Origin of the sequence: Mycobacterium sp. UNC410CL29Cvi84, from assembly GCF_000686745.1 — a bacterium.
In the GTDB taxonomy this organism is placed as follows: Bacteria; Actinomycetota; Actinomycetes; order Mycobacteriales; family Mycobacteriaceae; genus Mycobacterium; species Mycobacterium mucogenicum_B.
Genome location: NZ_JMLM01000006.1, coordinates 26,270 through 38,499, shown reverse-complemented (window position 1 = coordinate 38,499; position 12,230 = coordinate 26,270). Strand labels below are relative to the sequence as shown.

15 protein-coding genes are annotated in these 12,230 nt (G+C 68.0%); 6 read left to right on the top strand and 9 right to left on the bottom strand.

Going from position 1 to position 12,230, the window contains the following annotated elements; genetic code table 11:
• The first annotated feature begins 8 nt into the window (after positions 1-8).
• Both BR47_RS0108595 and BR47_RS0108590 read left to right on the top strand, forming a co-directional pair.
• Entirely contained in the window at positions 9-389 is a 381-nt protein-coding gene (locus tag BR47_RS0108595; RefSeq protein ID WP_029119232.1) for a hypothetical protein, read from the top strand.
• Positions 386-724, top strand: a complete 339-nt coding sequence (locus BR47_RS0108590; protein ID WP_029119231.1) for a DUF3817 domain-containing protein — start codon at positions 386-388, stop codon at positions 722-724. Before BR47_RS0108595 ends, BR47_RS0108590 begins: the two co-directional genes overlap by 4 nt.
• An 84-nt stretch (positions 725-808) precedes the next feature.
• Here BR47_RS0108590 and BR47_RS0108585 read toward each other — a convergent pair whose 3' ends face one another.
• Entirely contained in the window at positions 809-1,696 is an 888-nt protein-coding gene (locus BR47_RS0108585; protein WP_029119230.1) for a haloalkane dehalogenase, read from the bottom strand.
• A 55-nt stretch (positions 1,697-1,751) separates the two neighbouring features.
• Between BR47_RS0108585 and BR47_RS0108580 the strand changes: the two genes are divergently transcribed.
• Together BR47_RS0108580 and BR47_RS0108575 are read left to right on the top strand one after the other, a co-directional pair.
• Positions 1,752-2,348: a TetR/AcrR family transcriptional regulator gene (locus tag BR47_RS0108580; protein WP_029119229.1), complete on the top strand. Its 597-nt coding sequence runs from the start codon at positions 1,752-1,754 to the stop codon at positions 2,346-2,348.
• Positions 2,349-2,445: 97 nt separating this feature from the next.
• Positions 2,446-3,336, top strand: a complete 891-nt coding sequence (locus BR47_RS0108575) for a sulfite exporter TauE/SafE family protein (RefSeq protein WP_029119228.1) — start codon at positions 2,446-2,448, stop codon at positions 3,334-3,336.
• An 8-nt stretch (positions 3,337-3,344) separates the two neighbouring features.
• Here the strand turns inward: BR47_RS0108575 and rdgB are convergent, their stop codons facing one another.
• The 7 genes from rdgB to clpS form a co-directional block, all read right to left on the bottom strand.
• Entirely contained in the window at positions 3,345-3,950 is a 606-nt protein-coding gene (rdgB, locus tag BR47_RS0108570; protein ID WP_029119227.1) for an RdgB/HAM1 family non-canonical purine NTP pyrophosphatase, read from the bottom strand.
• Positions 3,943-4,725, bottom strand: coding sequence for a ribonuclease PH (rph, locus tag BR47_RS0108565; protein WP_029105438.1), 783 nt, complete (start codon positions 4,723-4,725; stop codon positions 3,943-3,945). Before rph ends, rdgB begins: the two co-directional genes overlap by 8 nt.
• 39 nt (positions 4,726-4,764) lie before the next feature.
• The gene (locus BR47_RS0108560; RefSeq protein WP_020102391.1) at positions 4,765-5,532 is read right to left on the bottom strand and encodes a cyclic nucleotide-degrading phosphodiesterase; all 768 of its coding nucleotides are present in this window, start codon (positions 5,530-5,532) and stop codon (positions 4,765-4,767) included.
• Between the two features lie 138 nt (positions 5,533-5,670).
• A complete protein-coding gene (locus BR47_RS0108555; protein ID WP_020102392.1) occupies positions 5,671-6,330 on the bottom strand; it encodes a rhomboid family intramembrane serine protease in 660 nt (219 codons plus the stop codon).
• Between the two features lie 57 nt (positions 6,331-6,387).
• Entirely contained in the window at positions 6,388-7,407 is a 1,020-nt protein-coding gene (locus BR47_RS0108550; protein WP_029119226.1) for a P1 family peptidase, read from the bottom strand.
• Positions 7,404-7,985 carry an oxidative stress transcriptional regulator AosR gene (gene aosR, locus BR47_RS0108545; RefSeq protein WP_029119225.1) on the bottom strand — a complete coding sequence of 194 codons (582 nt, stop codon included), beginning with the start codon at positions 7,983-7,985 and terminating at the stop codon, positions 7,404-7,406. The genes BR47_RS0108550 and aosR overlap by 4 nt, the downstream gene beginning before the upstream one ends.
• 3 nt (positions 7,986-7,988) lie before the next feature.
• On the bottom strand, positions 7,989-8,300 hold the full coding sequence (gene clpS, locus BR47_RS30040; RefSeq protein WP_029119224.1) for an ATP-dependent Clp protease adapter ClpS: 312 nt from the start codon (positions 8,298-8,300) through the stop codon (positions 7,989-7,991).
• A 53-nt stretch (positions 8,301-8,353) separates the two neighbouring features.
• On the opposite strand from clpS, the gene BR47_RS0108535 reads away from it, so the two are divergent.
• Both BR47_RS0108535 and BR47_RS0108530 read left to right on the top strand, forming a co-directional pair.
• Positions 8,354-9,631, top strand: a complete 1,278-nt coding sequence (locus BR47_RS0108535; protein WP_036426962.1) for a nicotinate phosphoribosyltransferase — start codon at positions 8,354-8,356, stop codon at positions 9,629-9,631.
• On the top strand, positions 9,628-11,610 hold the full coding sequence (locus BR47_RS0108530; RefSeq protein ID WP_020102397.1) for an ATP-dependent DNA helicase: 1,983 nt from the start codon (positions 9,628-9,630) through the stop codon (positions 11,608-11,610). Before BR47_RS0108535 ends, BR47_RS0108530 begins: the two co-directional genes overlap by 4 nt.
• A 147-nt stretch (positions 11,611-11,757) precedes the next feature.
• Here BR47_RS0108530 and BR47_RS0108525 read toward each other — a convergent pair whose 3' ends face one another.
• Positions 11,758-12,204 (bottom strand): MarR family winged helix-turn-helix transcriptional regulator, encoded by a 447-nt coding sequence (locus BR47_RS0108525; RefSeq protein WP_020102398.1) that lies wholly within the window; start codon positions 12,202-12,204, stop codon positions 11,758-11,760.
• Positions 12,205-12,230 lie beyond the last annotated feature (26 nt).

The following is a 12,230-nucleotide window of genomic DNA, read 5'->3' as shown; positions in this document are numbered from 1 at the left end:
GTTGCCATATGTCCACTACACGGCGTAGGAGGCCGGCGCTCATCGTGCTGGTGACCGTCGCTGCCCTGGGCTGCATGGCCCTGGCCTGGTGGCAGTGGTCGAGGTTCCAGTCGAGCGCCGGCACGTTCCAGAACCTGGGCTACGCCCTGCAGTGGCCGATGTTCGGCGCCTTCTGCTTCTACGGCTACTACAAGTTCGTCCGCTACGAGGAAGCTCCACCCGAGCAGCAGCCCAAGAACGAGCCCACCGAAATCCCCGAGGGCCTGCTCCCCGAGCGCCCCAAGGCCGCCAAAGGCACCATCGACGACACCGACCCCGACACCGCGAGATACAACGCCTACCTGGCCGAACTGGCCGAGAACGACAAACAGGACAGGACCACCACATGACCGAGTCGCAGCCGACCACCCTGTCGAAAGACACCATCCGCAAGGCACTGACCGCCTACCGCGTGATGGCCTGGGCGACCGGTCTCTGGCTCATCGCCCTCTGCTACGAGCTGGTCGCGCATTACATCTTCAACGACGCCAGCCTGAACTGGATCGGCATCGTCCACGGCTGGGTCTACTTCGCCTACCTGCTCTGCACGTTCAACCTGGCGGTCAAGGTCCGCTGGCCGCTCGGCCAGACCATCGGCGTCCTGTTCGCCGGCACCGTCCCGCTCGTCGGCATCATCGTCGAGCACTTCCGCACCGAAGACGTGAAGAAGCGCTTCGACCTCTGACGATATGCGCCGCGAGCGGGCGAATTGTCCGCGAATCGCGCGCGATAGTGGTCATTTCCCCCACGCTCGGCGGCGACACTGCCCTCAACCGAGACGCTTGAGCACCTCGACTGCCAACTGCTCGCCGCGGTCCTCCTGGAGGAAGTGCGACGCCCCTTCGATCCGCACCTGCTCGTCGACCGTCGGGATCAGGTCGACGAACGCCTCGCCCGCGCGCGGATACGGGAACACCGGGTCCTGGTCGGAGAACGCGACCAATGCCGGCTTCTCCCACCGCGACAGCGCGTCGGTGACGGCCTTCATTTCCGTCGCGCCCGCGGCGTCCTCCGTGATCGGCACCAACAGCGGGAACTGCGCGGCGCCGGCCTTCGACTCCACGGTCGGGAACGGCGCGTCGTAGGCAGCGACGATCTCAGGCGGCAGGTCGGTCGTCGTCGCACCCTGAATCACGAAGCCGACGGGCAGGTCCGGGTTGGCCTCCGCGAACGCACGCCACGCCATGAAGCCCTTGGACACCCGGCCGGTGAACAGCCCGGTATTGAAAATCGCCAGTGCGCCAACCTGATCCGCGTTCTCGGTGGCCCAGCGCAAGCCGATCGGCCCGCCCCAGTCCTGCACCACCGCCGTGGCGTCCGTCAAACCCAGGCCGCCCAGCACCCGGGTGACCAACTCGACGTGCCGGTCGTAGCTGTACCACCGGCGATCGGTGGGCTTGTCCGAGCGGCCGAAGCCCGCGTAGTCGGGCACGATCACCCGGTGCCCCGCCTCGACGAACGGGCCAATCATCTTGCGGTACAGGTACGCCCACGTCGGCTCGCCGTGGAAACAGACGATGGGCTTGCCGTCCCGCGGCCCCTCGTCGAGATAGTGCAGACGCAACCCGTCGACGTCGACGTAGTTGGGGGCGAAGTCGTAGCCCGGCAGATTCGCAAATCGGTCGTCGGGCGTACGGAAGACCTCAGCGGTAGTCATGTCGTCAACTTGCCACTTGTTGACCGACCGGTCAACTACTAATTACGATTCTCAGGTGCCCCGAAGTTCTGACGCCCGCGACCGCCTGGTCGCAACTGCCGCACGCCTGTTCCTCGAACGCAGCTACCAAGCCGTCGGCGTCGACGAACTCTGCCGCGCGACCGACATCAAGAAGGGCAGCTTCTACCACTACTTCTCGTCGAAATCGGAACTCGCGAAAGCCGTTGTCGACTTACACGCCAACGCATTTCAGCGCCAGCTGACCGGCTCCCCCACCGCATCGCCGGCCGACAAGCTGCATGCCATCCCCGACGCGATCGGCGCCATTCAGTCGGCGCTGGAAGCCCAATTCGGCCGCGCGGTGGGCTGCCCGTTCGGCAACTTCGCCGCCGAACTGTCCACCACCGACGACGATCTGCGCGAGCATCTGGCGCACACCCTCAAGGCGATGGAGCACCACATGGCGGTCATCGCCACCGAGGCCGCAGCGGCCGGAGCGCTGCGCCCGGGCACCGATCCGCAGCAGCTCGCGCACGCCCTGCTCGCGCAGTATCAGGGGATCATCCTGCTGGCGAAGCTCAACGATTCCGGCGTCGCGCACCTGGCACCCGCGCTACACGACTTCATCGACGGGTACCTGGTCACTGCATAGCCCCAGCCGATACCTTCGGCCCGGCTCACCGAAACTCATTTGTCTACTCCTCAGACAAGTGCGATAGTTCGTCGAGCCAATCCGAAGGAGAATCCGCATGACCGCCGACCACGCCGACCACCCTGCCCCGCCGAACACTGCCGTCACACGAGGCGGACTACCCGCCGAACTCGGCGTCGGAACCATCGGTGGAGTGATCGGCGGCCTGTTCGGCGGCGGCAGCGGCGTCTTCTACGTCCCGGCCCTGGAGCATCTGACCGCTCTGCCCCGCACAACCCTGCACGGGACGGCTGCCGCGGCCAACACCGCCGTCGTCGCGGTCGGCGCACTGACCTTCGCGCTCGTCGGCGGCCACATCGACTGGCACGCCGGCGCCGGCATGCTGGTCGGCGGGACGATCGGCGGCCTGTTCGGCGCCAAGCTACTCATGAAGGTCTCCCACGCCACCCTGCGCTGGCTGTTCGTCGCAGTGCTCTTGTTGTCGGCACTCAAGCTCGCCCTGGACATCGCCGGCGTCCACATGTTGCAAGGCGGCGCGGTGTTTTCCACCGCCGTGATCCAGAGCTGGTTCTACATCGCGCCGGTCTCGCTGACCTGCGGACTGCTGATCGGCGCTTGGGCCGCAGCCGTCGGCCTGGGCGGCGGGCTACTGGCCGTGCCTACCCTGATGCTGTTGTTCGGCTGCGACCTGCACACGGCAATCGGCACGTCGCTGCTGATGTTCGTCCCGAACTCGATCGTCGGATGGATCATGCACGCCCGCCAGGGCACCGCGTCACCCCGGCTGAGCCTGACCCTCAACCTCGGCGCGCTTCCGGGTGCAATCGCGGGCGCAGTGCTGGCCATGGTCCTGAACGCCAAAGCGCTGTCGGCGACGTACGCCGCCTTCTGCCTTTTCGTCGCGATCCGCGAACTGGTCCGGATGTATCGCGCACGATCAGCACAGGTCGAGGCCGCACCTGAGGACAGCTTCGCCGAGGTGCCGTGAGACGGGAACTAACCCGCAGCCAACTCCCGCAGCGCCGGCACCAACTGCGCCAACGCCCGCCCGCGGTGCGACGCCGCATCCTTCTGCTGCGGCGTCAGCTCCGCCGCCGACACCGAACCACCGGCGGGCACGAAGATCGGGTCGTAGCCGAAACCGCCCGAACCCCGCGGCTCCCGCGCGATGACGCCGGGCCACTCGCCCCGCACCACCACAGAACCCGACGACGAAACCAGCGCGCAGCACGACACGAACGCGGCACCGCGCCGCTCGTCCGGCACGTCCTGAATCTGGCCCAACAACAGCGAAAGGTTCGCCGCGTCATCCCCGTGCCGGCCGGCCCACCGGGCCGACAGCACCCCGGGCATGCCGTTCAGTGCATCGACCGAAACGCCGGAATCGTCTGCAACACAAGGGATTCCGGTCGCATTGAATCCGTCAACAGCCTTTGCCAACGCGTTCTCTTCAAACGTGGCCCCGGTTTCAGGCGCCTCCGGATACTCGGGCACATCGGCCAGCGACAACAACGTCAGACCCGTAATACCGGCGCCGTCCAACACCCGCTGCAACTCCACAAGCTTCTTGGCATTGCGCGAAGCGACGAGAAGCTCAGGCACCAAACGCCTTCTTGGCCGGCGCGGTCGACTCGGGCAGCACACCCGGGTACGGCAACTCCAGCGCCTCACGCTGCAGCGCGAACAACTGGTCGCAGGCAGCCAGCGCGGCATCGAGCAGCTTGTCCAGCGTCGAGCGCGGGAACGTCGCACCTTCGCCGGTGCCCTGCACCTCGACGAGGGTCCCGGTGTCCGTGGCGACGACGTTCATGTCGACCTCGGCGCGCGAGTCCTCGGTGTAGGGCAGGTCCGTGCGGACCCGGCCGTCGACCACACCGACCGACACGGCGGCGATGGCGCACGACAGCGGACGCGGATCCTTCAGGCGTCCGGCCGCGGCCAGGTACGTGACGGCATCGGCCAGCGCCACATACGCACCGGTGATCGCCGCGGTCCGGGTACCGCCGTCGGCCTGCAGCACGTCGCAGTCGATGGCGATGGTGTTCTCGCCCAGCGCGCTGAGGTCGATGCACGCGCGCAGCGAGCGGCCGATCAACCGGCTGATCTCCTGGGTCCGTCCGCCGACACGGCCCTTCACCGACTCGCGGTCGGAGCGGTCATGCGTGGCGGCCGGCAGCATCGCGTATTCGGCGGTCAGCCAGCCCAGTCCGGAACCCTTGCGCCAGCGCGGCACCCCTTCGGATACCGAAGCGGTGCACATGACCCGCGTCTCGCCGAACTCCACCAATACCGACCCTGCCGGGTGCTTGGTGAATCCTCGGGTGATCTTTACCGGGCGGAGTTCGTCGTCAAGGCGACCGTCTTCTCGTCTGGACACCCGACAACCCTAGCGGGCCGCCGTGAGCGCGGCGGCGAGTTACCGGCGGGTGATGTCGAACGACTCGTTGCAGACGACGCCGTGCACGGGTCCGTCGAACTCGGCTTTGGCCTCACTGATGACGTCCTCGCGGGACGTCCACGGTGGAATGTGCGTCAGCAGCAGCTCTTTGACCCCGGCTTCGCGGGCGGCGCGTCCGGCCTCGGTGCCGGACAGATGCAGCTTCGGCGGACGGTCAGGCGAGTCGGTCCACGACGCCTCGCACAGGAACACATCGGCGCCACGGGCCAGGTCGATCAACGCGTCGCAGTAGCCCGTGTCCGCAGAGTAGACGAGTGTCGCGCCGGACGGATCGGTGAAGCGCATGCCGTAGGACTCGGTCGGGTGACACACCAGTCGCGGCGTCACGGTCAGCGAGCCGATCTCGACGTCCTGACCGTCAACCCAGACCTGGATATCGAAGATGTCGGTGATGTCGTCGATCTCGCCGCCCTCGGGCGACGACGCCGCACCGAGCCGGTGCCAGGTGGCCGCCGGGCCGAACAACAGCGCGCGGCCGACCGGAGGATTCGGGTGATACCGACGCCAGACGAACAGGCCCGGCAAGTCCAAACAATGGTCGGCATGCAGATGTGACAGCAATATATTTACGGCGCCCGGATCAGCATGACGCTGCAGTGCGCCGAGTACGCCTCCACCGAAGTCGATAACCATCGGTGTGGTGTCCGGAGCGGTCAGCAGATAGCCCGAGGCCGGAGAATCCGGCCCACCCACGCTGCCGGAGCAACCGAGAATGGTGAGGCGCACACCCCTAGCTTGCCACGTCAACACGTCCTGCGACGAAAAGACGGCACCTTTGGGCGTCCAGTTTCTCGATTGGTTCCGAAAGCGATACCGATCACGCTTCCGGCAACACCGCGTGCGGCGAATTCGAAATTCAGCAAATTACGTCGGAATCGACGGCAGGGCCGAACCCTTACGACGTTCGCGCGCTTCCCTTTCCGGACTGCTCAGCAAATAAGCGGCGAGTACGCCCGCGATGCCGCCGCACAGATGGCCCTGCCACGACACCCCGAATGTCCCCGGCAACGCGCCCCACAGCACACCGCCGTAGACGAACAACACGATGATGCCGACCACGATCTGCCACGCGTGCCGAGTGAAGAACCCGAACACGATGAGGAACGTCAGCCAACCGAAGATCAGCCCGGACGCCCCGATGTGGACGGACTCCACACCGCGCGGCGCGCCGATGTTGCCGATCAGCCAGGTACCGAAGCCACCGAGAATCCAGATGATCAGCGTCGCTCCGAGGAAGCGGCCCATGCCCGCGAGCGTCACCAGGAACCCGAGCACGAGGGCCGGGCCGGTGTTCGCGATCAGGTGCGCCCAGTCGGCGTGCAACAGCGGCGCCCACAAGATGCCCCAGAGCCCGTCGGTCTCCAGTGGCCGGATGCCGTCCTGATTCAGCTCCTGGTTGTGTAGCGCGTCCCAGCCTTCGATGAGCCACAGCAACGCTACGAAGCTGACGATCGTGACGCCGCCGACCTTCCACGTCGCAGGCGGCTTCGGCTTCGACGGTGTGGGCGACAGGTCGTACGTCATGCGCGCTCCGCTCCGCTACTCGCTGGCGTCATAGACCCAGGTTACCGGCGCAGCGCCTTATCCGAAGGCTCCCGGCAGCAGGCCGCGATAGGTCGGGATTTCGGCGATCGACTCGGCGGCCAGCACCCCGACCATCACGGCGGTCGCGAGCGCGTCGGCGGCGGCCGCCCCGATCTCGGAGATGAGTCGCGTCTCGGGGTTCATCTGCTCGGGCGTCGCGGGGTCCGGCTCGATGTGCACGCGGCCGGTCGCGAGTGCGAAGACGGTGTCGCCGTCGACGGCGGTGTGCGCCGGACGGATGGTGTGGGCAAGCCCGTTGTGGGCGGCGACGGCCACCTTCTTGCATCCCGCCGGGCTGAGGGCGGCGTCGGTCGCGACGACGGCGATGGTCGTGTTGAGCGGCTTCGGGTTCTTCACCCGCGTCGCATATGCCTCGATCTGGTCAGGCGGCGGAGGCTGCAGCCCGAAGCGCGCGATCTGGTCGGCCGACCATGGCAGGCCGGTCTGCGGGTCGACGACGTGGCCCGCCGCATTGACGATGACGAGCGCGCCGACGGTGACGCCGTTCTCGAGCGTCACCGATGCCGTGCCGAGACCGCCCTTGAGCGCGCCGGCCCGCGCGCCCGCACCCGCGCCGACATTGCCGGTCGGCACCTCGGTGCCGGCATGGGCCGCTGCTTGGTATCCGAACTCGGCCGTCGGCCGGTTCGCCCATGCGCCGACCGGAAGGTCGAAGATCACCGCGCCCGGCACGATGGGCACCCGCCCGCCGGGCATCTTCACCCCGCGGTCGTGCTCCTCCAGCCAGGTCATGACGCCGTCGGCGGCGGCAAGCCCGAACGCGCTGCCGCCGGTGAGCACGATCGCGTCGACGTGCTGCACGCTGTTGGACGGGTCGAGCAGGTCGGTCTCGCGGGTGCCGGGCGCTCCTCCGCGGACGTCGACCGCGCCGATGGTTCCCGGCGGGGCGAGGACGACGGTGGTGCCGGTGGCCCAGCCGCCGCCCAGGCTGGCGTCTTCGATGCGGTCGTGATTGCCGACCAGGATGCCGGCGACGTCGGTGATGGAGCCCGTCACCGCTCGTCCAGCAGGCTCAGCACCAGGTACTCCTGCAGATACGTCAGCCACTGATACACCTCCAGATGCCCGGCCATCGGATGGTCCGGCGAAAGCCGTTGCGGCCCATCGGGTCCGATGTCCAGCATGGCGCCGAGAGCCAGACGGACGTCGTTGATCGCGGCGGCCCAGGCCTCAGCCTGTTCCTCGGTCAGCTCGAATTTTCCGGCCGGGTCCGGCAGCGAGTCCAGAAGCCGTTGGGCGGCTTGCCGTTTGGCGTCGACGATGGTGGGTTCGTGCAGGCTGCGCAGTGCGCCGTTGAGGCTCTCACCGGCAGCGCGGCCATCCGGATGCGTGGCCGGATCGTGATAGAAGTCCGGCAGCAGCCGGCGCATGGTGTCGTCGTCGGGCGCCTGCGACGGCCCGATCTTCATGCCGGTCAATTCGGCGAGTTCGTCACGTGGTGAGGAGGATTCGCGGTCGTCGAGCATCTCGATAAGCGAGCCGACCAGGTTGCGCAACATGGTGACCTCGTGCGCTTCCAGACCCGACTTGATACGCACGCCCGACGACGTGTTGACCCGCTTCCACTTACGCACCGCTCAGTGGTCCTGCTGCATGGTTGCCCACAGTCCGGCTGCGTGCAGTTTGGTGACGTCGACTTCCATCGACTCCCGGCTGCCCGCCGAGACGACGGCCTTGCCCTCGGTATGCACCTGCATCATCAGCTCGGTGGCACGCACCTCGCTGTAACCGAACAGCTTCTGGAAGACGTACGTCACGTAGGTCATCAAATTCACCGGGTCGTCCCAGACGATGGTCACCCACGGACTGTCCAGGCCGGCCACCTCTTCGACATCAGTCGCCGGGCTCGTCCGCGCGACAACCGTCGACGAGCTGGCACCCAGAACCATGAGCCCAGAATAGCCGGGTGGTTGCCGCTCGCAGAACCAGTACGGTGAGGTCTGTGACCGCCGCGTTGCTGACCGACAAATACGAGCTCACCATGCTCGCTGCCGCCCTGCGCGACGGCACCGCACATCGCCGCGCGTCGTTCGAAGTGTTTGCCAGGCGACTGCCCTTCGGGCGCAGATACGGTGTGGTCGCCGGGACCGCGCGGTTCCTCGCGGCCCTCGCCGACTTCCGGTTCGACGACGCCGCGCTGGCCTCCCTGGACTTCCTGGATGCCGAGACGCTGCGCTGGCTGGCCGACTACGAGTTCCGCGGCGACATCGACGGCTACCCCGAAGGTGAGCTGTACTTTCCGGATTCTCCGGTGCTGTCGATCCACGGCACGTTCGCCGAATGCGTGATCCTCGAGACCCTCGTGCTGTCGATCTTCAATCACGACACCGCGATCGCCTCGGCAGCGGCCCGCATGGTCAGTGCCTCGAGCGGCCGGCCGCTCATCGAGATGGGCTCACGCCGCACGCATGAGCAGGCGGCCGTCGCGGCCGCGCGGGCGGCGTACATCGCCGGCTTCTTCGCCTCGTCGAACCTGGAGGCGCAGCGGACCTACGGCGTCCCCGCGCTGGGCACCAGCGCGCACGCCTTCACCCTGGTGCACACTGCGACGAGCGGCCCCGACGAGGTTGCCGCGTTCCGCGCCCAGGTCGACGCATTGGGCGTCGGGACGACGCTGCTGGTGGACACCTACGACATCACCCAGGGCGTCGCGAACGCCGTCGCCGTGGCCGGACCCGCGCTCGGCGCCGTACGCATCGACTCCGGCGACCTCGGCGTCATGGCCCGCCAGGTCCGCGACCAACTCGACGGCCTGGGCGCGCCCAAGACCCGCATCGTGGTGTCCGGCGACCTCGACGAGTACTCGATCGCCGGGCTGGCGGCTGCGCCGGTCGACGTCTACGGCGTGGGTACATCGGTGGTCACGGGCTCCGGCGCGCCGACCGCGTCGATGGTCTACAAGCTCGTCGAGGTCGACGGCATGCCCGTGGCAAAACGCAGCAGCCACAAGGAATCTCACGGTGGCCGCAAGGCGGCCCTGCGGCTGGCGAAGGACTCCGGAACCATCGTCGAGGAAGTGGTACACCCCGCCGACTCGGCTCCCACGGACGACGGCCGGGTGCTGACGGTGCCGCTGGTCCGTTCGGGCTCGGTCGTGTACGACTCGTCGCTGGCCGACGCCCGCGCGCGCGTCGCGGCCGGCCTGCACAGCCTGCCGTGGGACGGACTCAAGCTCTCCGCCGGCGAACCCGCCATCCCGACCCGACTGGTGGGCGCGTGACGACCGACGTCTCCGCGCTGCTGTCCATCGCGGTATCCGCCCTCGGCGGCGCCGAACGCAGCGGCCAGATCGAGATGGCCAAGGCTGTCGGCGACGCCTTCGACAAGGGCGAGCACCTGGCCGTCCAGGCCGGGACCGGCACCGGAAAGTCGTTGGCGTACCTCGTCCCGTCGATCGCGCACGCCGTCGCATCGAATCAGCCGGTGGTGGTGTCGACGGCGACCATCGCGTTGCAACGCCAGTTGGTGGACCGCGACCTACCCCGCCTGGCCGACGCCCTGGCCCCGCACCTGCCCCGCCGACCCGAGTTCGCGTTGCTCAAAGGCCGCGGAAATTACCTGTGCCTCAACAAGGTTCACAGCGGCGCCTCCGCCGAGGAGGACCTCCCACAAGAGGAACTGTTCAACCCCGTCGCCGCGTCGGCACTGGGCCGCGACGTCAAGCGGCTCATCGAGTGGTCGTCGGACACCGAGAGCGGTGACCGCGACGAGGTGGTGCCCGGCGTGCTGGACCGGGCCTGGTCGCAGGTCAGCGTCGGCGCGCGCGAGTGCATCGGCGCCACCCGGTGCCCTTACGGCACAGACTGTTTCGCCGAGAAGGCCCGCGCGAAGGCCGGCGCGGTCGACGTCATCGTCACCAACCACGCGCTGCTGGCCATCGACGCCATCTCCGAGGTCAACGTCCTGCCCGAGCACCAGCTGCTGGTGGTCGACGAGGCCCACGAGCTGGTGGACCGCGTAACCAGCGTGGCCACCGGCGAGCTGTCCGCGACGTCCATGGCCGTGGCGCTCCGACGGGCCGCCCGCTTGGTGGAACCCGAACTGGCGGAACGCCTCGAGGCCGCCATCGCCACATTGGGTTCGGCCATCCACGACATGGAACCGGGCCGCATCGATGTGCTTGACGACGAGCTGGCGACCTACCTGACGGTGGTCCGTGACTCGACGGACAAAGTGAAGATGGCGATCGACACGGCGCCCTCGGATCCCACCGCGGCGGCCGCGCGCAGCGAGGCCGTGACCGCACTGGCCGATCTGAGTGACACCGCGTCGCGCATCATCGACTCGTTCGTGCCGGCCATCCCCGACCGCTACGACGTGGTGTGGCTGGATCGCGACGAGTCCAGGGGCACAGTGCGATACATCCTGCGCGTCGCTCCGCTGTCGGTGGCCGGGCTGCTGCGCGGCCGGTTGTTCGGTGAGGTGACCGCGGTGCTCACGTCCGCGACGCTGACCATCGGCGGCCGCTTCGAATCGATGGCCCGGGCGTGGGGCTTGTCCGTGCCCGAAGACAGCACCGCGACGCCGCCGAAGTGGAAGGGCATGGACGTGGGATCGCCCTTCTCCCATGCCAAGTCGGGCATCCTCTATGTCGCCAAGCACCTGCCGCCGCCGGGCCGCGACGCCGCTCCGCAGGAACAGCTCGACGAAATCTACGAGCTGATCACGGCCGCCGGCGGACGCACCCTCGGACTGTTCTCGTCGATGCGTGCCGCCAAGGCCGCCGCCGAGATCATGCGCGAGCGCCTGGACACCCCGGTGCTCTGCCAGGGCGACGACTCGACGTCAACCCTGGTGCGCCGCTTCACCGACGACGCCGAGACCTCGTTGTTCGGGACACTGTCGCTGTGGCAGGGCGTCGACGTGCCGGGGCCGTCGCTGTCACTGGTGATCATCGACAGAATTCCGTTCCCCCGCCCCGATGATCCGCTGTTGACCGCGCGGCAGCGGGCCATCGCGGCGCGCGGCGGCAACGGATTCATGGCCGTCGCGGCATCGCACGCGGCGCTGCTGCTGGCGCAGGGCGCCGGGCGACTGCTGCGCAGCGTCAACGACCGCGGCGTCATCGCCATCCTGGACTCCCGCATGGCGACGGCGCGCTACGGCGGGTTCCTGCAGTCGTCACTGCCGCCGTACTGGTCGACCACCGACCCGGTCCGGGTGCGCAGCGCGCTGGAGCGGTTGGCTGCGTCGAGCTGACGGCACTCCCGTCCTCTCTCCCCACCATGTCGCGCCCGGACCTGTCAGTAATGGCTGACATCGTCAGCATGTGGTGACACTGTCAGCACATGCTGACGGGTCCAGGCGCGACATGTCCCAGACGGCGCCGACACGCCCGAAAGCCGGTCAGATCCCCCGCAGCCGCGCGACATGCTCGCGCTGCAATTCCGCTGCCCGCGTGAGGAATTCGGTGATCAGTTCCAGTTGTTCGGCGCTGTAGCGGTTCAGCAGGGTGCGTCGCCCGTCGTCCACCAGCGGGCCGATCAGCGCGAAAGCACGCTCCCGCGCGGTGTCGGTGGCATGGACCAGGAGTTTGCGCCGGTCACTGGGGTGCGCCGAGCGCGTCACGTAGCCGACCTTCTCCAAGCGGTCGAGCATCGTCGTGGCGCTGCCGGTCGTGAGGCCCAACCGGTCGGCCAGCTCGCGCGGAGTAACACCAGCGCCTTCCTGGATCAGAATCTCCAGGCACCGCGCATCGGTTGTGTTGATGCCGAGCAGGCGCGCGACCTCGCGGTCGAAGTCGTCGACCGCGGCCTGGTAGTCCTGCACCGCCGCACCCAAGCGGTCAGCCACCGGATTTTCGCTTGACAATCGAGCGA

Bases quoted from the DNA above. Each gene is read 5' to 3' on its own strand.
- BR47_RS0108595 (WP_029119232.1), top strand. From the start codon at position 9: ATGTCCACTACACGGCGTAGGAGGCCGGCGCTCATCGTGCTGGTGACC.
- BR47_RS0108590 (WP_029119231.1), top strand. From the start codon at position 386: ATGACCGAGTCGCAGCCGACCACCCTGTCGAAAGACACCATCCGCAAG.
- BR47_RS0108585 (WP_029119230.1), bottom strand. From the start codon at position 1,696: ATGACTACCGCTGAGGTCTTCCGTACGCCCGACGACCGATTTGCGAAT.
- BR47_RS0108575 (WP_029119228.1), top strand. From the start codon at position 2,446: ATGACCGCCGACCACGCCGACCACCCTGCCCCGCCGAACACTGCCGTC.
- BR47_RS0108555 (WP_020102392.1), bottom strand. From the start codon at position 6,330: ATGACGTACGACCTGTCGCCCACACCGTCGAAGCCGAAGCCGCCTGCG.
- clpS (WP_029119224.1), bottom strand. From the start codon at position 8,300: ATGGTTCTGGGTGCCAGCTCGTCGACGGTTGTCGCGCGGACGAGCCCG.